This is a genomic window from Allobosea sp. CS1GBMeth4, from assembly GCF_900185715.1.
In the GTDB taxonomy this organism is placed as follows: Bacteria; Pseudomonadota; Alphaproteobacteria; order Rhizobiales; family Beijerinckiaceae; genus Allobosea.
The window spans coordinates 94,181-115,795 of sequence record NZ_FYAS01000009.1 but is presented as its reverse complement, the minus strand read 5'-3'; the positions used below and the strand labels follow the sequence as shown (position 1 = coordinate 115,795).

Genomic DNA, 21,615 nt, shown 5'->3' with positions numbered 1-21,615 from the left:
TTCCGTTTAACCACGGACGCTGCCGGTATCGGATTCCGCCATGATCTCTCCCTATGCCCCGCCGGCACGCCGGCGAGGCATGACGAAGACAGGTGCACTCCATGACCGAAGCCGGAGCCTGGACCGACGAACGCGTCGAACTGCTGAAGAAGCTCTGGAACGACGGGCTGAGCGCCAGCCAGATCGCGGCGGAGCTCGGCAATGTCACGCGCAACGCCGTCATCGGGAAGGTCCATCGTCTCGGCCTGTCGGGCCGGGCCAAGAGCCCGGGCTCGGCAGCGCCGCGCCCGCGCAAGCCGGCCGCCCGCCCGCCGAGCCACCCGGCCGGCCATCACAGCAATGGCGGCGCCGGGCTGACGCGCGGCAACACCGCGCTGGCGCCGCAATTCGCTCCCGAGATCGAAGCCGAGGCGCAGGTCGCACGCGAGCCCGCACCGGCCGAGGACGTGGTCGTGCCCTTCTCCGAGCGGGTCACGATCATGGAGCTGCGCGAATACATGTGCCGCTGGCCGATGGGCGACCCGACCTCGCCGGAATTCCGCTTCTGCGGCGGCCGCAGCGCCACCGGCCTGCCCTATTGCGCCTATCACGCCCGCATCGCCTACCAGCCGGCAGCCGACCGGCGGCGCGACCGGAGGGCGGTACGCGCCTGAGCGGTCAAGCCGACCGCCACGGACACGAAAGCCGGCCGAAAGGCCGGCTTTTTTCATGGATGGAACAGGTGGAGGCGCATGACGACCTCCGCGATCGTGGCGCGCTGGATGGCGCTGGTCGAGCAGGTCCCGCCGGACCGCTATGACCTTGCCGGCGCCGTGCTCTGCCTCGTGGTGCGCCGGCGATGATCGCCGCGCCGCGCCGACGCTCAACCTCCGCGTCTTTCCGGAGCTTCGCGTAGCGAAGAGCCCGGAAAGACGGCGGAGGCGCGTGCCGTCAGCTGCGGGCGAAGGTCTCGTCGAAGGCGTAGCCGGCGCCCCTTACCGTACGCAGCGGGTCCTTGGCATTGGCGGGCGTGATCGCCTTGCGCAGGCGCCCGACATGGACGTCGACGGTACGCTCGTCGATGTAGACGTCGCGGCCCCAGACGGCATCGAGCAGTTGCGCCCGCGAATAGACCCGCCCTGGCGCCTGCATCAGGAATTCGAGCAGGCGGAACTCGGTCGGGCCGAGATGCAGCTCGGCCCCGGCGCGGCGGACGCGCCGCGTCGTGCGGTCGAGCTCGAGATCGCCGGCCGAGAGCAGGCCGGCGACATGGCCGGGCTTGGCCCGGCGCAGCAGCGCCTGGATACGGGCGATCAGCTCGGGCAGCGAGAACGGCTTGACGACGTAGTCGTCGGCGCCGGTGGCGAGGCCGCGCACGCGCTCGGTCTCCTCGCCGCGGGCGGTCAGCATGATGATCGGCACGCGCTCGGTGTCGCGGCGCGCCCGCAGGCGCCGGCAGAGCTCGATGCCGGAGAGGCCGGGCAGCATCCAGTCGAGCAGGACGAGATCGGGCGTGTGGTCGCGCAGATGCAGTTCGGCGTCGTCGCCGCGCGCCACGCTGTCGACCTCGAAGCCTTCCGCCTCGAGATTGTAGCGCAGCAGCAGGGTCAGCGGCTCCTCGTCCTCGACGATCAGGATGCGTGCGGCCATGGTCAGCGCCCGTTCAAACCTCTGCCCGCTCAGCCATTGGCCGCCGGCAGATCGACGAGGATGTTGGTGGTGTCGAGCTTCGGCCGGCTCTCGTCCATGGACTGGCCGGTGACGAGGTAGTGGATGGTCTCGGCGATGTTGGTGGTGTGGTCGCCGATGCGCTCGACGTTCTTGGCGCAGAACAGGAGGTGCGTGCAGAAGGTGATGTTGCGCGGATCCTCCATCATGTAGGTCAGGAGCTCGCGGAACAGCGAGGTGTAGAGCGCGTCGATCTCGTCATCGCGGCGCCAGACCTCCATCGCCTTCTGCTCGTTGCTGGCGGCATAGGCGTCGAGCACGTCCTTGAGCTGGGCCTGGACCAGGCGGCTCATATGCTCGAGGCCGACGACGGCGCGATGCGGCGGCGAGAACTGGCCGGAGATGGCAACGGCGCGCTTGGCGATGTTCTTGGCGAGATCGCCGACGCGCTCGATGTCGGCGGCGATGCGGATCGCCGAGATCAGCTCGCGCAGGTCGTTGGCGAGCGGCTGGCGCCGGGCGATGGTCAGCACCGCCTTCTCCTCGACCTCGCGCTGGAGATTGTCGAGGCGCTGGTCGGCGGTGATGATCTTCTGGGCGAGCGCGGTGTCGCGGCGCACCAGGGCGACGGTGGAGTCGCCGAGCATGCGCTCGGACATGCCGCCCATCTCGGCGAGGCTGCGGCGCAGGCCCTCGAGATCGGCGTCGTAGGAGCGGACGATATGGTCGGACATCGGGGCGTATCCTTCGGGGCTGGCCGACGGTTTCAGGACATCAGCCGAAACGGCCGGTAACGTAGTCCTGCGTCTGCTTCTTGTGCGGGTTCATGAAGATGGTGTTGGTGGCGTCGAACTCGACCACCTCGCCGAGATACATGAAGGCGGTGTACTGCGAGATCCGCGCCGCCTGCTGCATGTTGTGGGTGACGATGACGATGGTGAAATCGCTCTTCAGCTGCTCGAGCAGGTCCTCGATCTTGCCGGTCGAGATCGGGTCGAGCGCCGAGGTCGGCTCGTCGAACAGGATGACCTCAGGCTTCTGCGCGATGGTGCGGGCGATGCACAGGCGCTGCTGCTGGCCGCCCGACAGGCCCATGCCCGAGCTCCTCAGCTTGTCCTTGACCTCGTCCCAGAGCGCGGAGCGGCGCAGCGCGCCCTCGACGCGGTCGTCGAGCTCCGATTTCGGCGGCTTCTCGTAGAGGCGGATGCCGAAGGCGACGTTGTCGTAGATCGACATCGGGAACGGGGTCGGCTTCTGGAAGACCATGCCGACGCGCGAGCGCAATTCGTTCACGTCGACATCGTTGCCGATGATGTTGCGGCCGTCGAGCAGGATCTCGCCGGTGGCCTTCTGCTCGGGATAGAGCGAGTAGATCCGGTTGAAGATGCGCAGCAGGGTCGACTTGCCGCACCCCGAGGGGCCGATCAGCGCGGTGACGTGCCGGTCGCGGAAGTCGAGGTTGATGTTCTTCAGCGCCTTGTGCTCGCCGTAGTAGAAGTCGAGGTTCTTCACGGCAATGCGGACGGGCGCAGCGGCGTCCAGCGTCTGCGGGCTCAGTTCCAGGGTCGAAAGCATCTGCATGGTCCTTCCGATCGGACGCGACTGATCACTTGCCCCCGCGCACGATGCGCCGGGCGATGATGGACAGCACGAGGATTGAGACGGTGATGATCAGCGATCCCGCCCAGGCGAGCTGCTGCCAGTTCTCGTAAGGGGCGGAGGCGAACTGGTAGATCGTCACCGGCAGGTTCGAGACGCCGCCGACCAGGGTCGGCGAGAACCAGAAATTGTTGTTGAGCGCGGTGAAGATCAGCGGCGCCGTCTCCCCGGCGATGCGCGCCAGCGCCAGCAGGATGCCCGTGACCATGCCGGATTTCGCCGCCCGCCAGGTGACCGAGGTGATGACGACCGAGGGCGGGGCACCGAGCGCGGCGCCGGCCTCGCGCAGCGAGCCGGGCACGAGGCGCAGCATGTCCTCGGTGGTGCGCACGATCACGGGGATCGCGATGATGCCGAGCGCGACGCCGCCGGCCCAGCCGGAATAGCCGCGGAACGGCTCGACCATGACGACATAGACGAACAGGCCGATCAGGATCGAGGGCGCCGAGAGCAGGATGTCGTTGATGAAGCGGATCAGCTCGGCGAGCTTGGAGGCCTTGCCGTATTCGGCGAGATAGGTGCCGGCGAGCACGCCCACCGGCGTAGCCACCGCGATCCCGAGGAAGGTCAGCACGATCGAGCCGACGATGGCGTTGGCGAGGCCGCCGCCCTCCGAGCCGGGCCCGGGCGTGACCTGTGTGAAGGTGGCGGCGGACAGCCCGCCGAGACCCTTCACGATCAGCATGCCGAGGATCCAGAACAGCACGACGATGGCGATCAGGGTGAAGCTCGTCGCGATGATCTTCATCAGCCGGTCGGCCATGCGCCGCGAGGAGCGCACGCGGCCCCATTCGACATGCGGCGCGGCCGTGGGCTTGGCGGGTGTCGCCATGGTCATTGTCGAGGCTCCGCTCAGTAGCGCTTGACGCGCGCGACCAGGAGGCGCGCGATCACGAGGACGACGAAGGTGACGAAGAACAGGATGCAGCCGAGCGCGATCAGCGCGTTGAGCTGCAGGCCGAGGGCCTCGTTGAATTCGTTGGCGATGCGCGAGGCGATGGTGGAGCCCGGGTCCATCACCGAGGACGACAGGCGGTTGGCGTTGCCCACCACGAAGGTGACCGCCATGGTCTCGCCGAGCGCGCGGCCGAGGCCGAGCATGACCGCACCGATGATCGAGACGCCGGCCTGGGGGACCAGGACATGGCGCACGACCTCCCAGGTGGTGGCGCCGATGCCGTAGGCGCTCTCGCGCAGCACCGACGGGATCTGGTCGAGCATGTCGCGGGTGATCGAGGCGATGAACGGGATGATCATGAAGGCCAGGATGATCCCGGCGGTGAGAATGCCGAGCCCCGAGGGCGAGCGCGAATAGAGGATGGTGCCGACGACCGGCATGCCCTCGACCAGGTTCGAGAGCGGGATCTGCACATAGGCGGCGAACAGCGGCACGAAGACGAACAGCCCCCACATGCCGTAGATGATCGAGGGCACGGCGGCGAGCAGCTCGATCGCCGTCGAGACCGGCTGCTTGAACCAGGGCGGGGCGAGCTGGGTCAGGAAGACGGCGATGCCGAGCGAGAGCGGCACGCCGACGACGAGCGCGATCAGCGCGGTCGACAGGGTGCCGACGATGGCGGGCCAGGCGCCGTACTGCTCGTTCTGGGTGTCCCAGACGCTGGAGGTGAGGAAGCCGAGGCCGAACTCGCGGAAGGCCGGCCAGCCGCCGACGACCATCGAGACCATGATGCCGGCGAGCAGCACCAGCACGAACAGGGCCGCCACGAGGCTGGCATTGCGGAAGACGAGATCGAAGGTCCCCATCGGGGTCTTGCGGACAGGGGCCGTCAGCGTGCGGTCGATATCGGTTGCTGCGGTCATCTACGGGGCTCCGGCAGACCCCTCGCCCCCGAGCGGGGAGAGGGTTGGGGTGAGGGGCCGCGCGCCGCGTCCCCGGCTTCTCGCTCGCTAAGGGCCGCGACCGACCATCGTCGCGCGGCCCTCATCCGGCCCTTCGGACCACCTTCTCCCGCAAGAGGAGAAGGAAAGGCAAGCGATCAGAAGATCGGCTTGCCCGACGGATCGGTCACGCCCTTCCAGGCATTGCGGACCTGGTCCTTGACGTTGGCCGGCAGCGGCACGTAGTCGAGGTCGAGAGCGAGCTGGTCGCCGTTCTTGTAGGCCCAGTCCACGAACTTCAGCGCGGCCTGCACCTCTTCCGGCTTCTCGGGCTTGGCGTGCACGAGCAGGAAGGTGGCTGAGGTGATCGGCCAGGCCTGGGCGCCCTTCTGGTTGTTCAGCGAGATGCCGAAGCCGGGAGCCTCGTTCCAGTTGGCGTTGGCGGCCGCGGCCTGGAAGGCCTTGTCGTCCGGCGCCGGGAAATTGCCGTCGGCGTTCTTGACCAGGGCATAGGCCAGCTTGTTCTGCTTGGCATAGGCGTATTCGACATAGCCGATCGAATTGGCGACCTGCTTGACCGAGGCCGAGACGCCCTCATTGCCCTTGCCGCCGATGCCGACCGCCCACTGGACCGAGGTGTTGGCGCCGACCTTCGACTTCCAGTCGGCCGAGACGCGCGACAGATAGTCGGTGAACACGAAGGTGGTGCCCGAGCCGTCCGAACGGTAGACCGGGTTGATGTTGGCGTCGGGCAGCTTGAGGTCGCCGTTCAGCGCGACGATCTTGGGATCGTTCCACTTCTTGACGTTGCCGAGATAGATCTCGGCGATCAGCTCGCCCGAGAGCTTGAGCTTGCCGGCTTCGATGCCGGGGATGTTGATGGCCGGGACGACGCCGCCCATCACGGTCGGGAACTGGATCAGGCCGTCCTTGGTCAGGTCCTCGCCCTTGAGCGGAGCGTCGGTGGCGCCGAAGGCGACGGTCTTCGCCTTGATCTGGCGGATGCCGCCGCCCGAGCCGATCGACTGGTAGTTGAGGCCGATGCCGGTCTCCTTCTTATAGGCCTCGGCCCATTTGGAGTAGATCGGGAACGGGAAGGTCGCGCCGGCGCCGGTGATGTCGGCTGCCTGGGCAATGCCGGACAGACCGAGCGACGCGGCCGCGAGAATGAGAAGTTTGCGCATGGGATGTCCTCTTGCGGGTCGCAACTGCAGCGGCCCTGCTAGAACACCGGCTATGTGACAGCTGGATGACAGATAGTCATGAAGCCCCCGGCCGCGCGTCATAAACGATCAATGGACCGGCTGGGGCAGGCGCGGCAGGATCGCCCGGAAGGTCGCGCCCTGGCCGACCGTGCTCTCGATGGTCAGCCGGCCGCGATGGCGCAGCACGATGTGCTTGACGATGGCGAGGCCGAGCCCGGTGCCGCCGGCCTCGCGGCTGGCGGCGGTGTCGACGCGGTAGAAGCGCTCGGTCAGCCGCGGCAGATGCTCCGGCGCGATGCCCGGGCCGTCGTCGCGGACGCTGAGGCTCGCCTCGTCCCCGGCGGTGCCGACGCTGATATCCACCTGGCCGCCGCGCTGGCCGTATTTGATCGCGTTCTCGACCAGGTTCTCCATCAGCCGGAGCAATTCGTCACGGTCGCCGGCGACGGTGACCGGCTGCGGCGGCGTATGCAGCCTGAGCGTGACCTCGCGCTCGCGGGCCATCAGCACGAGCGAATCGAGGATCTCGCGCGCGATGCTGGAGAGATCGACCGGCGTCTCCGGCGCCAGATGGGCGCGCAATTCGATGCGCGAGAGGGAGAGCAGGTCGTCGACGAGGCGGGCCATGCGCAGCCCCTGCTCGCGCATGATCGTCAGGAACCGGTCGCGTGCCGCGGCGTCGTTGCGCGCCGGGCCCTGCAGAGTCTCGATGAAGCCGAGCACGGAGGCCAGCGGCGTGCGCAGCTCGTGGCTGGCATTGGCGACGAAATCGACGCGCATGCGCTCGGTCAGGCGCTGCTCGCTGAGATCCTCGAAGGTCAGAAGCACCGACCGGCGCGGGCCGCCGCCGGCGAGCGCCGCGATATGGATGCGGAAGGTGCGCTCGACCGGCACGCGCTCGATCAGCTCGACGGCGCGGCGGCCGCCCTGGCGCGAGACCTGCTCGATCGCGTCGATCAGGTCGGGATCGCGCATCACCAGAGCGAGCGGCTTGCCGGTGGCGAGCGCCGCGACCAGAACGGGCGCGGTCGGGCTCAGGGCCTGGATCAGGCCCTGGGGATCGAGCAGCACGGCAGGGACGCCGATGGCCTCGATCAGCGCCGCGGTGACCGGTGCCCGGGGATCGACCAAAGCGTGCATGCGGCTCCTGCCCTTCCGGTGCGTGGCCTTTCGGCGAGGCGTCTTAGGCCGGAGCGAGGCGGCAGCGCAATTGCTTCCTGCTCCGGCCGCGGCGGCGCGCCGCCGCGGTCCCGCGATGCGGAGCTCCGCGACTTGCTTGTCCCGTCGCATGGGCCCCCGCGCGAGGCGGTATCCATCGCGCCGGAAAATGCTCTAGCCTTCCGAGCCGGCGCAGGAGACGAAGGCAAATGGCCAAGAAGACCCCCAACGGCACGAAGGCGGGCAACCGCGGCGAGGCCGGCCGGCACGAGCTCGCTTTCGACATCGAGGCGGCGGCCTTGCCGAAATCCATCGACGAGAAGGCCTTCGCCAGCGGCGGCTATCCCTACAATCGCAAGTACAAGCGCAAGCTCTACGAGAAGGAGCTCGAGCCGCTGCAGATCGAGCTGCTGAAGCTGCTCGCCTGGGCGCGCGACAATGGCGAGCGCATCGTCATCGTCTTCGAAGGGCGGGACGGCGCCGGCAAGGGCGGCGCGATCGCGCGCTTCACCCAGCATCTCAACCCGCGCTATGCGCGGATCGTCGCCCTGTCGAAGCCTTCCGACACGGAGAAGGGGCAATGGTATTTCCAGCGCTACGCCGCGGAGATGCCGACCGCCGGCGAGATCGTGTTCTTCGACCGCTCCTGGTACAATCGCGCCGGCGTCGAGCGCGTCATGGGCTTCTGCACGCACGCGCAGTCGGAGGAGTTCCTGCGCGAGGCGCCGGCCTTCGAAGGCATGCTCGCGCGCGACGGCGTCAGGCTGGTCAAGCTCTTCCTGACCATCGGCCGCGAAATGCAGATGAGCCGCCTGCACGCGCGCTGGCACGATCCGCTCAAGCGCTGGAAGCTGTCGCCGATCGATTTCGAGGCACTGCCGCGCTTCGACGACTATTCCGCCGCCTTCGAGCGCATGCTGGAGACGAGCTCGACCGACTGGGCTCCCTGGACCGTGGTTCGTGCCAACGACAAGTTCCGCACGCGGCTGAACGCGATCCGCCATGTGCTCCACGCCGTGCCCTACAAGGACAAGGACGAGGACGCGATCGGCGAGGTCGACCGCAGGATCGTGCTGACCGCGGAAGCGTATCTCAGCAATGGCGGCGAGAGCTGATCGCTCCGCCTCCAGAGACCGTTTCACCGATCAGATTGGTTCGATCTGATCGGATCCGGCTCTAGAGATCGCGCCGCCGGATGCGCCGGACCATCTCGTTCAGGGCCAGCAGCACCAGAGCGAGGATGAAGGGCAGGATGTAGTAGATGATCCGGAAGAGCAGCAGCGCCCCGAGCACCTGCTCGAAGGGCAGGCGGCTGAGCGCGATCAGCATGGTCGCCTCGAAGACGCCGAGTCCGCCCGGGGCATGGCTGGCGATGCCGATCAGGCAGGCGACGATATAGGCCGCCAGGAAGCTCTCATAGGGCAGGTTGTGGCCGCCCGGCAGCAGCACGTAGAGCACCGCCGCCGCGGCGCAGACCTCGCAGGCCCCCAGCAGCATCTGCGCCAGGGTGACGCCGAGGCCGGGCAGCGGCAGATTCCAGCCGCTGACGCGCAAGGTGCGTTCGCCGGTGGCGACCCAGAGGAGGTATCCGAGCGTGCCGAGCGCGACCGCCGCCCCGGCCGCCTGGATCACCAGCGGCGAGGTGCGCGCCAGCTGCGCCACCGACTCCGTGGCGTAGAACAGGCTGGCGCACAGGATCATGCCGAGCCCGAGCCAGAAGGTGAGGCCGGCGATGACGGTGAGGCTCGCGACCTCCGAGGCGCGCACGCCCTTGGCCGAATAGACCCAGTAGCGGACGGTCCCGCCGGTCACGATCGGGAAGCCCAGGGTGAAGGCGACGGAATAGCTGGTGAAGGAGGCGAGCGCCGTGGTCCGGTACGGGATCGAGAGGCCGAGCCGGCGCAGCGCCAGGGCGTCGTAGCCGGTGAGCAGCAGATAGCTCAGCGCGGTGAAGCCGAGCGCGAGCAGGAGCTGGCGCCGGCTGGCATTGGCGAAGGCGCGGGCGAGCTCGCCGGGATCGATCTCGCGGACGATGTAGTAGAGCACCACCAGCGACGCGATGAAGATCACCGAAGAGGCCAGCGGGCCGAGCCACCACCAGCGGCTGCGCCTGCGCAACGGCATTCCTGGCTCGTGCGGGCCGAACGACATCAGCGCTCTTGTCGGGTTGCGCCCGCGCGGCATGCGGCGAGCAGGACGGGTTGCTGTCTGGCCCTGGCGGCCGGCCCCGAGAGATAGCGCCTCCGCCGCGATGCACAAGCCGGCGCGCCGCGGCGAATGCGCGCCATGAGGCCGGCGCAGGGCGCACCGGCCACATGGCCATCATGACCGGAGTGATCAGCCCTGCGCCTCCATCGTCTCCCGAAAGAAGGCCTCGGGACCGTCGATCTCGACCAGCCGCCGCTTGTCGATCCGCCAAAAGCGGTTGCCGACGGTCCGGACGAAGCTACGGTCATGCGAGACCAGCAGGCAGCTGGTCTCGCCGGCGATGAGCTCGGCCTCCAATGCCTCCTGACCCTCGATGTCGAGATGGTTGGTCGGCTCGTCCAGCAGGTAGAAGTTCGGCCGGGCGAGACGCAGCGCCAGCATGGCGAGCCGGGCCCGCTGCCCGCCCGAGAGCGCGCCGATCGGCTCGACCTGGCGCTCGATGGCGATGCCGGCGCCGGCGAGCAGGCCGCGGGCAGGCTGGTCGCCGACATCGAAAGCCCGGCTGATCAGCCCATGCGGCGTGTCGGCATCGGGCAGTTCGGCCAGGCTCTGGCTGGCATGGCCGAGCACCAGCGAGGGCGTCGCCCGGATGCCCGGCCGATCCTCGCCGCGAATGGCGGCATGGAGCATGGCGATGAAGCGCGACTTGCCGGCGCCATTGAGGCCGAGCAGCACGATGCGGTCGCCGGGACCGATCCAGCGCCTGCCGCTCCTGAACAGCAGCCGTCCGTCCGGCGTCTCGACCGCGGCGTCGTCGATCTCGACCAGCGCCCGCACATGCGTCGCGCTGCTGGCAAGTCTGATCGCCCCGGCGGAGCGCTCGCGATGGGCCGGCCGGGCCACTGCTTCGAGTTCGTCGGCCCGACGCTTCAGCTGCTTCGTCTTGCTCAGCAGGAGATCGCTGCCGGAGTTGACGCCGATATTGCTCAGCTTCGCCGCCTGCCGTCGCATCTGCTGGACGACCTTGAGATCGCGTTCGTGCTGGCGAGCCGTCGCGGCGTCGTTCTCGTCCAGCGTCGCGCGTGCCGGCGAATAGGGCAGTGCGAAGAGCTGCGAGCGCTCCTGGCGCAGGAACAACGTCCGGCTGGTGGTCGCGTCGAGGAAGGCGCGATCATGGCTCGACAGGATCACCGCCATATCGCGCGGCAGGGCGGCGAGCCAGCTTTCCAGCAGGCCGATGCGCGCGAGATCGAGATGGTTGGTCGGCTCGTCGAGCAACAACAGATCCGGCTCGGCGATGCCCGCGCGCGCGAGCAGGACGAGCCTCTGCCAGCCGCCGCTCAACTGCCCGAGCAGGCGGCTGCGCAGCTCTTCGGGAACAGACAGCGCATCGAGCGCAACCGCGACACGCCAATGCTCTGTGTCGCGCCGATCGGCTGGCAACATGTCGAGCAGCAATTGCTCGACGGGCTGGTCGAGCAGGTCCGGCGGCGCGTCCTGCTCGACATGGCCGATGCGCAGGCCGCGCGAGCGCGTGATCTCGCCGGCCGTGGGCTCCAGAGAGCCGGTGAGACAGCGCAGCAGGGTCGACTTGCCGCGGCCATTGGCGGCGACGAGGCCGAGGCGGTCGCCGGCCGCGACGGAAAGCGAGAGGTCGGCGAACAGGGGCGCGCCCAGCGTGACGCCGAGATTGCGCAAGGTGATCAGGGTCATGGTCGGTCTCGAAACTGCCCGAGCCGCGCGCCGTCATCCGCCCGAGGTTCTCGCCCCGGAGCGTTGCGAATGCGGAACGCCTGGCTCGATGAAAGGATGAGGCGCAGCGGGTCGAGCTCAGGACTCGGAAGCGCTACGCCATCACGAAGGGCAGACCTGGAAGAGACCTAAAATGATCGCCTGTGCGGTCAGCCCTGCAAGCCGGCTTGCAGGGCCTGAACGGGGCCGCGCTGACGATGGTGACGAAAGAACGTGATCACGCAGCCCTCCCTGGTTCGTGGGTCGTCGGGCGAGAGCTAGCGCCATTCGCCCGCCGGCGCAATTACCTCAGGCGATCTCGCACCTCAGCCGGTCTTGCGGAAGATGCGGAGCGTCTTGAACGCGCCGATCTCCTCGACCGCACGCGAGGCCGCCCATTCCGCGATGATCGGCCGCGCCGCCTCATAGGCGAAGGAGCCGGTGTAGAAGAGGATATGCCCGCCCGGGTCGGTCTGGTCGGTGAAGAGCTGCATCACCTCGAGATCGGTCAGCGCCCCATAGACGTCGTTCTTCTCGCTGCGGAATTCGCAGGAGTGGAACAGAGTGACGATGTCGAAGCGCGGCAGCAGCCTGGCATTGCTGGTGTAGATGTCGCCGAAATAGGCGGAATAGGTCTTGGTGATCGTCGGATTGTCGATCGCGAGCTTGACGAAGGCCTCGTATTCCTTGGGCGAGGCGGTGATGCCGAGCACGGTGTTGTCGAGCTCCGGCTCGGCGCAGCGGATGCCGACATAATGATGGCCGCCGGTGCCGAAATGATAGATGCGCCTGCCCGTCAGGCCCTGCTCCTCGAGCCACTCGACGAAATGCACGTCGCAGGGGCACTGCTCGACGCGCAGTCCCCAATAGACGTCCCAGATGTTCAGCATGGCGGGGCTCCGTTCGAAGGCTGGTGGACTGAGGGCGGGCGGCGGCCGCCGGCTTCGGCGGGCCTGGCCTGGCGCGCGGGCTCGGCCGAGGCGATGCGGGCGACGCCGCCGGCGCGACGCATGACGAGGTGATGGTCGGCCGCTTCCGGGAAGCCGGGGCTCTGTCCGATCAGCAGCATCACCGCCTCCGGCCGCGCCGCGCGCAGCCGCGACAGCAGGTCGAGCGCCGCCTCGGTCTCGAGCCCGCTCGTGGCCTCGTCGAGGACGAGGATGTCGGGGCGCGCCAGCTCGGCGCGGGCGAGGGCGAGGCGCTGGCGGTCTCCGGTGGTCAGCGCCTTGTCCCAGTCGCGCGCCAGGTCGATCTGCGGCACCAGCCCGGAAAGCCCGTAATGCCTCAGCACCTCGGCCACCTCCTCATCGCTGTGGCCGCCTATGGGATCGAGCGCGACCCGCAGGCTGCCTTCCGACAGGTGCAGATGCTGCGGCAGCACGGCGATGAGCGCCTGCTCCGGCAACGCCACGGCGCCGCGGCCCCAGGGCCAGAGGCCGGCGACCGCCTGGATGAGCGCGGCCTTGCCGTGGCCGAGTTCGCCGGCGACGTGCAGCGTCGCGCCGGCGGGCAGGGCGGTCGAGAAATCGGCGAGCAGGGTGCGGCCGTCGCGGTCGGTGAGGGTGAGCTCGTCCAGGCGCACTCCGCCGTCCTCGCTGGCGAGGATGGCGATATCGCTCTCCGCGGCGCCGGCCTCGATCGCCCGCAAGGCCTGCGCCAACTCGTCGACACGCCGCGCCGAGGCCAGCCATTCGGCGATGCGCATGAAATTGTCGAGCACCCAGTTGAAGGCGTTCTGCACGGCGACGAAGGCGGCGGCGACCTGGACGACGTCGCCGAGCGACATCGCGCCGGAGAGATATTTCGGCGCCGCGAGCAGGAGCGGCACCACCGGGACCAGCGCGCCGCTGCCATTGGTGATCCAGGTCAGCCGGGCGCGCTGGCGGATCATGGCGAGCCAGCGCGCGACCAGCGTGTCGTAGGTGACGGCGACGGCGCGGCGCTCGCCGGTCTCGGCGCGCGAGAGCGCGATCGTCTCGCCATGGTCGCGGATGCGCATCAGCGAGAAGCGCAGACGCGCCTCGCCCTCGTTGCGGGCGGCGATCAGGCGCGGCAGCGGCCGTCCGACCCAGGTGATCAGCCCCGAGACCAGCACGGCGTAGATGATCGCGGCCAGAACCATGTAGGCCGGGATCACGAAGTGGACGCCGTGAGCCTCGACACCGAGCGAGCCGCCGATCGACCAGAGGATGCCGATGAAGGTGACCGCGGTGATCACCGCCGAAAGCAGGCCGATGGCGAAATCGACCACCGGCTCGGTCGCCCAGCGGACATCGTCGGCGATCCGGTATTCCGGATTGGCCGGCTCGTAGCCGGAGAGTACGAGCCGGTAGAACCTCCGCTCGCCGATCCAGCCGTCGGCGAGCCTGGCGGTGACATGGGCGCGCCAATGCACCTGGAAGGTCTCGCGCGAGATCAGGATGACGACGCCGAGCCCGGCCGCGATCAGCACCAGGACAGGAAAGACCGCCATGGCGATCAGGGCGCTCTCGCCGTCCTTCTTCTCGAGCGCGTCGAAGAACCAGCCGTTCCAGCGGTTGACGGTGACGTTGGCGAAGACCGAGAGGATGATCGCGCCCGCCAGCGAGAGCGACCAGAACCAGGCTCGTCCGGCGGTGCGGCCGCGCCAGAAGTCGCCGGTGAGGCGGGCGAAGCTGCTGGCGACCTGCCAATCGGATGGCGGGCCGGCTTCGACTGGCTGGTCGACGGCCTCGAGCACGGTCGAGAGATCCCCCCGGATCGATGGAGGCGACGCCAGCCGGGTCTTCCCGGTCCGGACGTCGCCATCATGCCGGATAACCGGTCGGGGATGAACTGCGGGTGAATGGCGGGCGAGCGGCCGCGGAACGGTTGCAAGAGCCCCAGACCGATGCGATATTGCAAGCGGTTTTCCGGAGATTGCGATGACCGCCCATCCCCGCTCGGGCTGCCCGATCAACCTGACGCTGGAAGTCGTCGGAGACGCCTGGAGCCTGCTGGTGCTGCGCGACATGATGTTCGGCAATCGCCGACATTTCCGCGAGCTGCTGCTGAATTCGCAGGAAGGCATCTCCTCCAACATCCTCGCCGACCGGCTGAAGACGCTGCTGGCCCAGGGCATCCTGACCAGGGCGGATGATCCGAGCCATAAGCAGAAGGCGATCTACAGCCTGACCGAGAAGGGCATCCAGCTGCTGCCCGTGCTGGCGCAGCTGTCGCATTGGGGCCTGCGCTTCCAGCCGGTGACGCCGGAGCTGGCGGTGCGCGCGCAGATCCTGCAGGAGGGGGGGCAATCCCTGCTCGACGATTTCATCGACGAACTGCGCGAGAGCCATCTCGGCATACCGCGCCGCCATGACGGCCCGCGCGTGCTGGAGCGGCTGCGCGCGGCCTATGAGGAGGTCGTGGCACGGCAGGCGTCGGAGGCCCGGATCGCCGGCTGAGCTAGCGCCGAAGCTCGGCGTCGCCGTCTTCGCGCGGGAAGAACCGGAAATAGGGCTCGGCCTCGGCGAGGACCCGGACGAAGGAAGGCCGGGTCCGCAGGCGCTCGAAATAGGCGGCGAGGCGCGGATGGCTGTCCTGGAAGGAGAGGCATCGCTCGGCATAGAACAGGGCCGGCGCAGCCGCGCAATCGGCCATGGTGAAGCGCTCGCCCGCCGCCCAGCTGCGGCCATCGAGCTCGGCCTCCAGCACGCCATAGGCGCGGCTCAGCATCTCCCGGGCTTCGCCGACGCCGTGCGGATCCTTGCGATCGGCGGGCCGGATGCGGTCGAGCACGATCTTCTGCATGGGCTGCGCGACATAGCCGTCGACGAGCCGGTCGAGCCGGCGGACCTCGAGCGCCCGATCCGGATCGGGCGGAAGCAGCGGCGCCGATCCGCGATGATGCAGGGCCAGATATTCGATGATCAGGCTGCTCTCGGGAACCAGCCGATCGCGGCTCGCATCCCGCAGCAGCGGGAACTTGCCGATCGGCCAGAGCCGAAGGAACTCGGCCCGCTCGGCGGTGTCGCCGAAATCGACGAAGCTGGGCGTGAACGACGTGCCGTTCTCGTAGAGCGCGATCAGCACCTTCTGGCAGAAGCAGGAGAGCGGGTGGAAATAGAGCGTCAGGGACATGGCTGGTCCTTCCTGCCCGCCGAGGCGGCGCGGGTTGAGAGATCGAAGCTGGCCGGAGCGTTCAGGCGGTGGCGGGCGCGCGCGCGAGTTCCTCGGCGAGCCGGTCGAGGCCGATGCCGGTGCCCTGCTCGCGCGCCTGCGGCGTGTCGTGGCCGTCGAGGAAAGCGGACTGTTCGGTGAAGACGAGGCGGGTGCCGCCGCCGTCGCCTCGGAATTCGAGCGTCACCAGCGACACGGAGAGGCGCAGCGCGTCGCGGAACATCTCGTAGGAATAGACGATGCGCTCCTGCGGCACGATCTCGTGATAGACCGCCCGCATCGCGTAGATTCCGTCCGGCCCCGGTGCGCCGCGCATCGTCTCGAACCCGCCCTCCCGGAAATCGAGGCTGTAGGCGCCGAGCCCGCTTTCGTCATGGCAGGTCGACCAGCGCCGCTTGGCGACCGGATCGGCAAAGGCGGCGAAAACGCGCGCCGGGCTCGTGCCGTAGCGGCGCTCGATGCTGAAGTCGGCATGGACGACGGTCCGTTCGATCATGCTTTTTCTCCTGTCTCCAGAGTTCCGTCCTGCTCGGCGAGAAGAGCGCCGAGCCGGTCGAAACGGCGCTCCCACAGGGCGCGGCGCTCGCTGATCCAGCCCTCCGCAGCCCGCAGCGCCTGCGTGTCGAGCCGGCAGGTGCGGACCCGCCCGATCTTCTGCGAGCGCACCAGCCCCGCCGCTTCGAGCACGGACAGATGCTGCACCACCGCCGAGAGCGTCATCTCGAGCGGCCGGGCGAGCTCGCTGACGCTCGCCGGCCCCTCGCAGAGCCGCTGCACCATCTGCCGGCGGTTCGGATCCGCCAGCGCCTGGAACATGAGGTCGAGCTGGTCCGGTTGGTGAAGCATACGCTTAAGTATCTTGAGGCATGAGGCGTGTCCAGGAAAAACTTCAGCGATCGCTAAAGCGTTCTCGCCGGAACTCCGCCCGCGCCGGCGCATTGCTTCCGGGGGTGCGGAACGGCTATGAACCCCGGCACGCTCCTCGGCCGCGTGCGCCATTCCCACCCTCTGCGCCAGCTGCCGGAGCCTTCAACCATGCGCATCGAGAACGATCCGAAGCTCGACTTCCGCGACGTGCTGATCCGGCCGAAGCGCTCGACGCTCGGCAGCCGCGCCCATGTCGACGTGACCAGGAGCTTCCGCTTCGCGCATACCGGCCGGGAATGGACCGGCTTCCCGCTGATCGCCGCCAACATGGACGTGGTCGGCACGATGGCGATGGCGCGCGCCCTGCTGAAGCACGGCGCCATGGTGGCGCTGCACAAGCATTACGACGCCGATGAGCTGATCGGCTTCTTCCGGGAGCCCGGCTCGGCCAACGCCTTCTATTCGCTCGGGACCACCGAGGCCGACCATCGCAAGCTCAAGGCGGTCAACGCCGAGGCGCCGATCGACAAGATCTGCCTCGACGTCGCCAATGGCTACACGGAGAAGTTCGTCGACACGGTCAAGGCGACGCGCGATGCCTTCCCCAACGCGGCGATCATGGCCGGCAACGTCGTCACCGGCGACATGACCGAGGCGCTGATCCTCGCCGGCGCCGACATCGTCAAGGTCGGCATCGGCCCGGGCTCGGTCTGCACCACCCGCAAGATGACGGGCGTCGGCTACCCGCAGCTCTCGGCGATCATCGAATGCGCCGACGCGGCGCATGGCCTCAAGGGCCTGGTCTGCGGCGACGGGGGACTGACCGTGCCGGGCGACGTCGCCAAGGCCTATGGCGGCGGCGCCGATTTCGTGATGATGGGCGGCATGCTCGCCGGCCACGACGAGTGCGAGGGCGAGATCCGTTACGAGGAGCGGAACGGCGAGACGGTGCCGGTCGCGATGATCTTCTACGGCATGTCCTCCGACACGGCGATGAAGCGCTATTCCGGCGGCGTCGCCACATACCGGGCCTCGGAAGGCAAGACCGTCGAGGTGCCCTATCGCGGCCCGGTCGAGGGCACCATGCAGGAGATCATGGGCGGCGTGCGCTCGGCGATGACCTATATCGGCGCGGTTCGGCTCAAGGAGATGTCGAAACGCACCACCTTCATCATGGTCGGCGCCCAGCTCAACACCGTGTTCGGCAATTGAGCGACCCGGACGTCGCCGTCGTCGGCGCGGGGCCGGCCGGGCTGATCGCGGCCGAGCGCCTGGCCGAAGCCGGCCATCGCGTCGCGATCTACGAGCGCATGGCCGCGCCGGCGCGCAAGTTCCTGCTCGCCGGCCGCGGCGGGCTCAACCTGACGCATTCCGAACCGCTCGAGGCGTTCCTCGCGCGCTATGGCGAGGCCCGCTCCTGGCTGGAGCCGGCGATCCGCGCCTTCCCGCCGCAGGCGCTGCGCGACTGGGCAGACGGGCTCGGAGCGCGGAGCTTCGTCGGTTCGAGCGGGCGCATCTTCCCGAAGGCGATGAAGGCCTCGCCGCTGCTGCGCGCCTGGCTCGCGCGGCTCGGCCGGCTCGGCGTCGCGCTGCATACCGGCCGGCTCTGGACCGGCTGGGACGAGAGCGGCGCACTGCGCCTCGTGACACGGGCCGGGGGCGAGGAGACCGTCACGCCGCGCGCGACCCTGCTGGCCCTGGGCGGGGCGAGCTGGCCGCGACTCGGGGCTGACGGCTCCTGGGTCGGGCTGCTGGCCCGGAAGGGCGTCGCGATCGCCCCGCTGCGCCCCGCCAATGCCGGCTTCGCCGTCGCCTGGTCGCCCCTGATGCGTGACCGCTTTGCCGGCTTACCATTGAAGCGTATAGCGCTCGGTTTCGATGGACGCCGCGTGCCCGGCGAGGCGATGATCGACGCCGGCGGTATCGAGGGCGGGGCGGTATACGCCCTGGCGGGCGCGCTGCGCGACGCGATCGCGCGCGGCGGCGGGGCGGTGCTGACCATCGACCTGCGTCCAGACCTGACCGAGTCCGAGCTCGCCGGCCGGCTGGCCAGGCGCCGCCCGGGCGAGACGCTGAGCAACCATCTGCGCAAGGCGGCCGGGCTCTCGCCGGTGGCTGCCGCGGTGCTGCGCGAGACGGCGCGCGGGCCGCTGCCGGCCGAGCCAGCGGCGCTTGCCCGGCTGATCAAGGCCGCTCCCTTGCGGCTCACCGGCATGGCTTCGCTCGCGCGGGCGATCTCGACCGCCGGCGGCATCAGGGCCGATGAGATCGATCCGGACTTCATGCTGAAGCGCCTGCCGGGCGTCTTCGTAGCCGGCGAGATGATGGACTGGGAGGCGCCGACCGGCGGCTATCTGCTCCAGGCCTGCTTCGCGACCGGCGTCGCGGCGGCGGAGGGGATCGGGCGGTTCCTCCACGGAACCTCGCCATCATTCCGGGGCGGGCCGGAGGCCCAAGCCCGGAATGACACTCAGCCGAGCCGCTTGAGCCGGTAGAGCGCCTCCAGCGCCTGGCGCGGGGTCATCTCGTCGGGATCGAGCGCCCGGAGCGCCTCGCGCAATTCATCGGGGCCGGCGGCGGGCGCGACGGGCGCCGGCTTGCGCATCTGCACGGCGAAGAGCGGCAAGTCGTCGACCAGCGCCGCGACCGGCTTCTCGCGCTCGCTCTTCTCCAGCTCCGAGAGAATGGCGCGGGCACGCTCGACCACGGCCGGCGGCAGCCCGGCAAGCTTGGCGACCTGGATGCCGTAGGAGCGGTCGGCCGCGCCAGGCACGACCTCGTGCAGGAAGACCACTTCACCGTTCCATTCGGTGACGCGCACGGTGGCGTTGGCGACGCGCTCGAGCCGCTCCGCCAGTGCCGTCAGCTCGTGGTAGTGCGTCGCGAACAGCGCCCGGCAGCGATTGGCCTCGTGCAGATGCTCGATCGCCGCCCAGGCGATCGAGAGCCCGTCGAAGGTCGCGGTGCCGCGCCCGATCTCGTCGAGGATGACGAGAGCCCGCGGGCCGGCCTGGTTGAGGATCGCGGCGGTCTCGACCATCTCGACCATGAAGGTCGAGCGGCCGCGCGCCAGATCGTCGGCGGCGCCGACCCGGGAGAACAGCCGGTCGACCACGCCGATATGGGCGCTGCCGGCCGGCACGAAGGAGCCCATCTGGGCGAGCACCGCGATCAGCGCGTTCTGCCGCAGGAAGGTCGACTTGCCGGCCATGTTCGGGCCGGTGATCAGGCAGATGCGGCCATCGCGGCCCTTGGCGGTCGCCGAGAGTTCGCTGTCATTGGCGACGAAGGGCTGGCCCTGCCGCTTCAGCGCCGCCTCGACCACCGGATGGCGGCCGGCTCTGATGCGGAAGGCGGCGCTGTCATCGACCTGCGGACGGGTCCAACCGCCATCGACCGCGAGATCGGCCAGCGCCGCTGCGACGTCGATCACCGCCAGCGCCTGCGCCGCAGCCTTGATCGCCTCGGCCTCGGCCAGCACCGCCTCGGCCAGCGCCGCGAAGATCGCGAGCTCGCGTTTCAGCGCCCGGTCGGCGGCCGAGGCGATCTTGGCCTCGAGCTCGCCGAGCTCGACCGAGGAGAAGCGCATCGCGTCCGACATGGTCTGGCGATGCACGAAGACGGCGCGCCAGGGCTCCTTGAGGAAGCTCTCGCCGACCGCCTGCGGCACCTCGACGAAATAGCCGAGCATGGAATTGTGCTTGATGCGCAGCGTCCGGCAATCGGTCTCGGCGGCGTAGCGGGCCTGCAATTGCGCGATCACCTTGCGCGAGTCGACCTGAAGCAGGCGCAATTCGTCGAGCGCCGCGTCGAAGCCCTCGCGTACGAAGCGGCCGTCGCGCTTCAGGAGCGGCAGTTCGTCGGCGAGCGTGGCCGAGAGGCGCGGGGCGAGGTCGGGATCGGTCCGCCCCAGGGCCAGCGCCGCCTCACGCAGCTCGTCCGGCAGATCGCCCCGGCCGAGCAGCGCCGCGGCGACGGCGCGGGCGGCCTCCAGCCCGGCGCCGAGCGCGGCGAGATCGCGCGGGCCGCCGCGATCGAGCGAAAGCCGCGCCAAGGCGCGGGCGATGTCGGGCACGCGCGCGAGGTCGCGGCGCAGCGCCTCGCGCAGCGCGGGGGTCTCGACCAGCAGCGAGACGGCGTCGAGCCGACTGGCGATCGCGGCCGGATCGGTCAGCGGCCCCGCGAGGCGTTCCGCGAGCAGGCGGCTGCCGCCCGGCGTCTGCGTGCGGTCGATGGTGTCGAGCAGGCTGCCGGCGCGCTCGCCGGCGAGGGTGCGGGTCAGTTCGAGATTGGCGCGCGTCGCGACGTCGATCAGCATGGTCGCGCTCTCGCCCTCGCGGACGGGCGGCGACAGCGGCGGACGGGCACCGAGCTGGGTGCGCTCGACATAGGCGAGCGCAGCCGCCGCGGCGGCGATCTCGGCGCGCGTGAAGGCGCCGAAGGCATCGAGCGTCGCGACGCCGAAGAACTCCTTGAGCCGGCGCTCGCCGGAGGCGGGATCGAGCCCCTCGCGCGCCAGCGGCGTCACCGGCGCGGCGATGTCGCGCCAGAACTCCCTCAGCTCCGGATCGTCGTGGATCGCGTCGGGGCAAACGATCTCGCGCGGCTCCAGCCGGGCGAGCTCGACGGCGAGGCCGCGCTGGTCGGTTTCGAGCACGGCGAAACGGCCGGTCGAGATGTCGACCGCCGCAATGCCATAGGCATGCGCCACGTCGGAGAGCCGGCGCCGCGCCACCGCGACGAGCAGGCTCGCCCGGCCCGGATCGAGCAGTCGCTCCTCGGTGATCGTGCCCGGCGTGACGAGGCGCACGACCTCGCGCTTGACCACCGACTTGGCGCCGCGCTTCTTGGCCTCGGTCGGATCCTCGGTCTGCTCGCAGACGGCGACGCGATGCCCGGCGGCGATCAGCTTCTGCAGATAGTCGTCGGCACGCTCGACGGGGACGCCGCACATGGCGATGTCCTCGCCGAGATGCTTGCCGCGCTTGGTCAGCACGATGCCCAGCGTGCGCGAGGCGATCTCGGCGTCCCGGAAGAACAATTCGTAGAAATCGCCCATCCGGTAGAACAGCAGGCAGTCCGGATGACTGGCCTTGATCTCGATGTACTGCGTCATCATCGGCGTGACGCGGCCGGCATCGACCGGACCGGCGGGCTTCGCTTCCGCGACGTCGTTTGGCGTGGTGTGGCGCATGGGCGGCGCACGCTAGCAAATCGCGCCGGC

At 69.3% G+C, this 21,615-nt stretch carries 20 protein-coding genes; 5 read left to right on the top strand and 15 right to left on the bottom strand.

What is annotated here, in order from left to right; all coding sequences use genetic code 11:
• The first annotated feature begins 101 nt into the window (after positions 1–101).
• Positions 102–653, top strand: a complete 552-nt coding sequence (locus CS1GBM4_RS05495; protein ID WP_186417680.1) for a GcrA family cell cycle regulator — start codon at positions 102–104, stop codon at positions 651–653.
• Positions 654–930: 277 nt separating this feature from the next.
• On the opposite strand, the gene phoB is transcribed toward CS1GBM4_RS05495, so the two are convergent.
• From phoB to CS1GBM4_RS05460, 7 genes are all read right to left on the bottom strand, one after another.
• Complete coding sequence (gene phoB, locus CS1GBM4_RS05490) at positions 931–1,629, bottom strand: phosphate regulon transcriptional regulator PhoB (RefSeq protein ID WP_186417679.1); 699 nt, start codon at positions 1,627–1,629, stop codon at positions 931–933.
• Positions 1,630–1,658: 29 nt separating this feature from the next.
• A complete protein-coding gene (gene phoU, locus CS1GBM4_RS05485; RefSeq protein ID WP_186417678.1) occupies positions 1,659–2,381 on the bottom strand; it encodes a phosphate signaling complex protein PhoU in 723 nt (240 codons plus the stop codon).
• A 40-nt stretch (positions 2,382–2,421) separates the two neighbouring features.
• On the bottom strand, positions 2,422–3,222 hold the full coding sequence (pstB, locus tag CS1GBM4_RS05480) for a phosphate ABC transporter ATP-binding protein PstB (protein WP_186417677.1): 801 nt from the start codon (positions 3,220–3,222) through the stop codon (positions 2,422–2,424).
• Positions 3,223–3,253: 31 nt separating this feature from the next.
• A complete protein-coding gene (gene pstA / locus CS1GBM4_RS05475; protein WP_186417730.1) occupies positions 3,254–4,138 on the bottom strand; it encodes a phosphate ABC transporter permease PstA in 885 nt (294 codons plus the stop codon).
• Between the two features lie 20 nt (positions 4,139–4,158).
• A complete protein-coding gene (gene pstC, locus CS1GBM4_RS05470) occupies positions 4,159–5,127 on the bottom strand; it encodes a phosphate ABC transporter permease subunit PstC (RefSeq protein WP_186417676.1) in 969 nt (322 codons plus the stop codon).
• A gap of 176 nt (positions 5,128–5,303) precedes the next feature.
• Positions 5,304–6,329 (bottom strand): phosphate ABC transporter substrate-binding protein PstS, encoded by a 1,026-nt coding sequence (gene pstS, locus CS1GBM4_RS05465; protein ID WP_186417675.1) that lies wholly within the window; start codon positions 6,327–6,329, stop codon positions 5,304–5,306.
• A 108-nt stretch (positions 6,330–6,437) separates the two neighbouring features.
• The gene (locus tag CS1GBM4_RS05460) at positions 6,438–7,490 is read right to left on the bottom strand and encodes an ATP-binding protein (RefSeq protein ID WP_186417674.1); all 1,053 of its coding nucleotides are present in this window, start codon (positions 7,488–7,490) and stop codon (positions 6,438–6,440) included.
• Positions 7,491–7,717: 227 nt separating this feature from the next.
• Here CS1GBM4_RS05460 and ppk2 point away from each other — a divergent pair, with 227 nt between their 5' ends.
• Positions 7,718–8,623, top strand: a complete 906-nt coding sequence (gene ppk2, locus CS1GBM4_RS05455; protein WP_186417673.1) for a polyphosphate kinase 2 — start codon at positions 7,718–7,720, stop codon at positions 8,621–8,623.
• 61 nt (positions 8,624–8,684) lie between these two features.
• Here ppk2 and CS1GBM4_RS05450 read toward each other — a convergent pair whose 3' ends face one another.
• The 4 genes from CS1GBM4_RS05450 to CS1GBM4_RS05435 form a co-directional block, all read right to left on the bottom strand.
• Positions 8,685–9,632, bottom strand: coding sequence for a lysylphosphatidylglycerol synthase domain-containing protein (locus CS1GBM4_RS05450; protein WP_244607070.1), 948 nt, complete (start codon positions 9,630–9,632; stop codon positions 8,685–8,687).
• A gap of 213 nt (positions 9,633–9,845) precedes the next feature.
• A complete protein-coding gene (locus CS1GBM4_RS05445) occupies positions 9,846–11,369 on the bottom strand; it encodes an ABC-F family ATP-binding cassette domain-containing protein (protein ID WP_186417672.1) in 1,524 nt (507 codons plus the stop codon).
• A 344-nt stretch (positions 11,370–11,713) separates the two neighbouring features.
• Positions 11,714–12,277 (bottom strand): hypothetical protein, encoded by a 564-nt coding sequence (locus CS1GBM4_RS05440; RefSeq protein ID WP_210201533.1) that lies wholly within the window; start codon positions 12,275–12,277, stop codon positions 11,714–11,716.
• On the bottom strand, positions 12,271–14,106 hold the full coding sequence (locus CS1GBM4_RS05435) for an SbmA/BacA-like family transporter (protein WP_186417671.1): 1,836 nt from the start codon (positions 14,104–14,106) through the stop codon (positions 12,271–12,273). The genes CS1GBM4_RS05440 and CS1GBM4_RS05435 overlap by 7 nt, the downstream gene beginning before the upstream one ends.
• A 184-nt stretch (positions 14,107–14,290) precedes the next feature.
• On the opposite strand from CS1GBM4_RS05435, the gene CS1GBM4_RS05430 reads away from it, so the two are divergent.
• Positions 14,291–14,809 (top strand): helix-turn-helix domain-containing protein, encoded by a 519-nt coding sequence (locus CS1GBM4_RS05430; protein WP_186417670.1) that lies wholly within the window; start codon positions 14,291–14,293, stop codon positions 14,807–14,809.
• 1 nt (position 14,810) lies between these two features.
• On the opposite strand, the gene CS1GBM4_RS05425 is transcribed toward CS1GBM4_RS05430, so the two are convergent.
• The 3 genes from CS1GBM4_RS05425 to CS1GBM4_RS05415 form a co-directional block, all read right to left on the bottom strand.
• Positions 14,811–15,485 carry a glutathione S-transferase family protein gene (locus CS1GBM4_RS05425; protein WP_186417669.1) on the bottom strand — a complete coding sequence of 225 codons (675 nt, stop codon included), beginning with the start codon at positions 15,483–15,485 and terminating at the stop codon, positions 14,811–14,813.
• 61 nt (positions 15,486–15,546) lie between these two features.
• Positions 15,547–16,020: an SRPBCC family protein gene (locus tag CS1GBM4_RS05420; RefSeq protein ID WP_186417668.1), complete on the bottom strand. Its 474-nt coding sequence runs from the start codon at positions 16,018–16,020 to the stop codon at positions 15,547–15,549.
• Positions 16,017–16,370: a metalloregulator ArsR/SmtB family transcription factor gene (locus CS1GBM4_RS05415; RefSeq protein WP_186417667.1), complete on the bottom strand. Its 354-nt coding sequence runs from the start codon at positions 16,368–16,370 to the stop codon at positions 16,017–16,019. Before CS1GBM4_RS05415 ends, CS1GBM4_RS05420 begins: the two co-directional genes overlap by 4 nt.
• Before the next feature lie 189 nt (positions 16,371–16,559).
• On the opposite strand from CS1GBM4_RS05415, the gene CS1GBM4_RS24515 reads away from it, so the two are divergent.
• On the top strand, positions 16,560–17,603 hold the full coding sequence (locus CS1GBM4_RS24515; RefSeq protein ID WP_244607069.1) for a GMP reductase: 1,044 nt from the start codon (positions 16,560–16,562) through the stop codon (positions 17,601–17,603).
• Positions 17,600–18,886 carry a TIGR03862 family flavoprotein gene (locus CS1GBM4_RS05410; protein WP_244607068.1) on the top strand — a complete coding sequence of 429 codons (1,287 nt, stop codon included), beginning with the start codon at positions 17,600–17,602 and terminating at the stop codon, positions 18,884–18,886. Before CS1GBM4_RS24515 ends, CS1GBM4_RS05410 begins: the two co-directional genes overlap by 4 nt.
• Here the strand turns inward: CS1GBM4_RS05410 and mutS are convergent.
• The gene (gene mutS / locus CS1GBM4_RS05405; protein ID WP_244607073.1) at positions 18,862–21,510 is read right to left on the bottom strand and encodes a DNA mismatch repair protein MutS; all 2,649 of its coding nucleotides are present in this window, start codon (positions 21,508–21,510) and stop codon (positions 18,862–18,864) included. The two genes, CS1GBM4_RS05410 and mutS, sit on opposite strands and share 25 nt — an antisense overlap.
• Between the last annotated feature and the right edge of the window lie 105 nt (positions 21,511–21,615).

What these genes read in the sequence shown, in the direction of transcription:
- CS1GBM4_RS05495 (WP_186417680.1), top strand. Translation starts at nt 102, where the DNA reads ATGACCGAAGCCGGAGCCTGGACCGACGAACGCGTCGAACTGCTGAAG.
- phoB (WP_186417679.1), bottom strand. Translation starts at nt 1,629, where the DNA reads ATGGCCGCACGCATCCTGATCGTCGAGGACGAGGAGCCGCTGACCCTG.
- phoU (WP_186417678.1), bottom strand. Translation starts at nt 2,381, where the DNA reads ATGTCCGACCATATCGTCCGCTCCTACGACGCCGATCTCGAGGGCCTG.
- pstB (WP_186417677.1), bottom strand. Translation starts at nt 3,222, where the DNA reads ATGCTTTCGACCCTGGAACTGAGCCCGCAGACGCTGGACGCCGCTGCG.
- pstA (WP_186417730.1), bottom strand. Translation starts at nt 4,138, where the DNA reads ATGGCGACACCCGCCAAGCCCACGGCCGCGCCGCATGTCGAATGGGGC.
- pstC (WP_186417676.1), bottom strand. Translation starts at nt 5,127, where the DNA reads ATGACCGCAGCAACCGATATCGACCGCACGCTGACGGCCCCTGTCCGC.
- pstS (WP_186417675.1), bottom strand. Translation starts at nt 6,329, where the DNA reads ATGCGCAAACTTCTCATTCTCGCGGCCGCGTCGCTCGGTCTGTCCGGC.
- CS1GBM4_RS05460 (WP_186417674.1), bottom strand. Translation starts at nt 7,490, where the DNA reads ATGCACGCTTTGGTCGATCCCCGGGCACCGGTCACCGCGGCGCTGATC.
- ppk2 (WP_186417673.1), top strand. Translation starts at nt 7,718, where the DNA reads ATGGCCAAGAAGACCCCCAACGGCACGAAGGCGGGCAACCGCGGCGAG.
- CS1GBM4_RS05450 (WP_244607070.1), bottom strand. Translation starts at nt 9,632, where the DNA reads ATGCCGTTGCGCAGGCGCAGCCGCTGGTGGTGGCTCGGCCCGCTGGCC.
- CS1GBM4_RS05445 (WP_186417672.1), bottom strand. Translation starts at nt 11,369, where the DNA reads ATGACCCTGATCACCTTGCGCAATCTCGGCGTCACGCTGGGCGCGCCC.
- CS1GBM4_RS05440 (WP_210201533.1), bottom strand. Translation starts at nt 12,277, where the DNA reads ATGCTGAACATCTGGGACGTCTATTGGGGACTGCGCGTCGAGCAGTGC.
- CS1GBM4_RS05430 (WP_186417670.1), top strand. Translation starts at nt 14,291, where the DNA reads ATGACCGCCCATCCCCGCTCGGGCTGCCCGATCAACCTGACGCTGGAA.
- CS1GBM4_RS05425 (WP_186417669.1), bottom strand. Translation starts at nt 15,485, where the DNA reads ATGTCCCTGACGCTCTATTTCCACCCGCTCTCCTGCTTCTGCCAGAAG.
- CS1GBM4_RS05420 (WP_186417668.1), bottom strand. Translation starts at nt 16,020, where the DNA reads ATGATCGAACGGACCGTCGTCCATGCCGACTTCAGCATCGAGCGCCGC.
- CS1GBM4_RS05415 (WP_186417667.1), bottom strand. Translation starts at nt 16,370, where the DNA reads ATGCTTCACCAACCGGACCAGCTCGACCTCATGTTCCAGGCGCTGGCG.
- CS1GBM4_RS24515 (WP_244607069.1), top strand. Translation starts at nt 16,560, where the DNA reads ATGCGCATCGAGAACGATCCGAAGCTCGACTTCCGCGACGTGCTGATC.
- mutS (WP_244607073.1), bottom strand. Translation starts at nt 21,510, where the DNA reads ATGATGACGCAGTACATCGAGATCAAGGCCAGTCATCCGGACTGCCTG.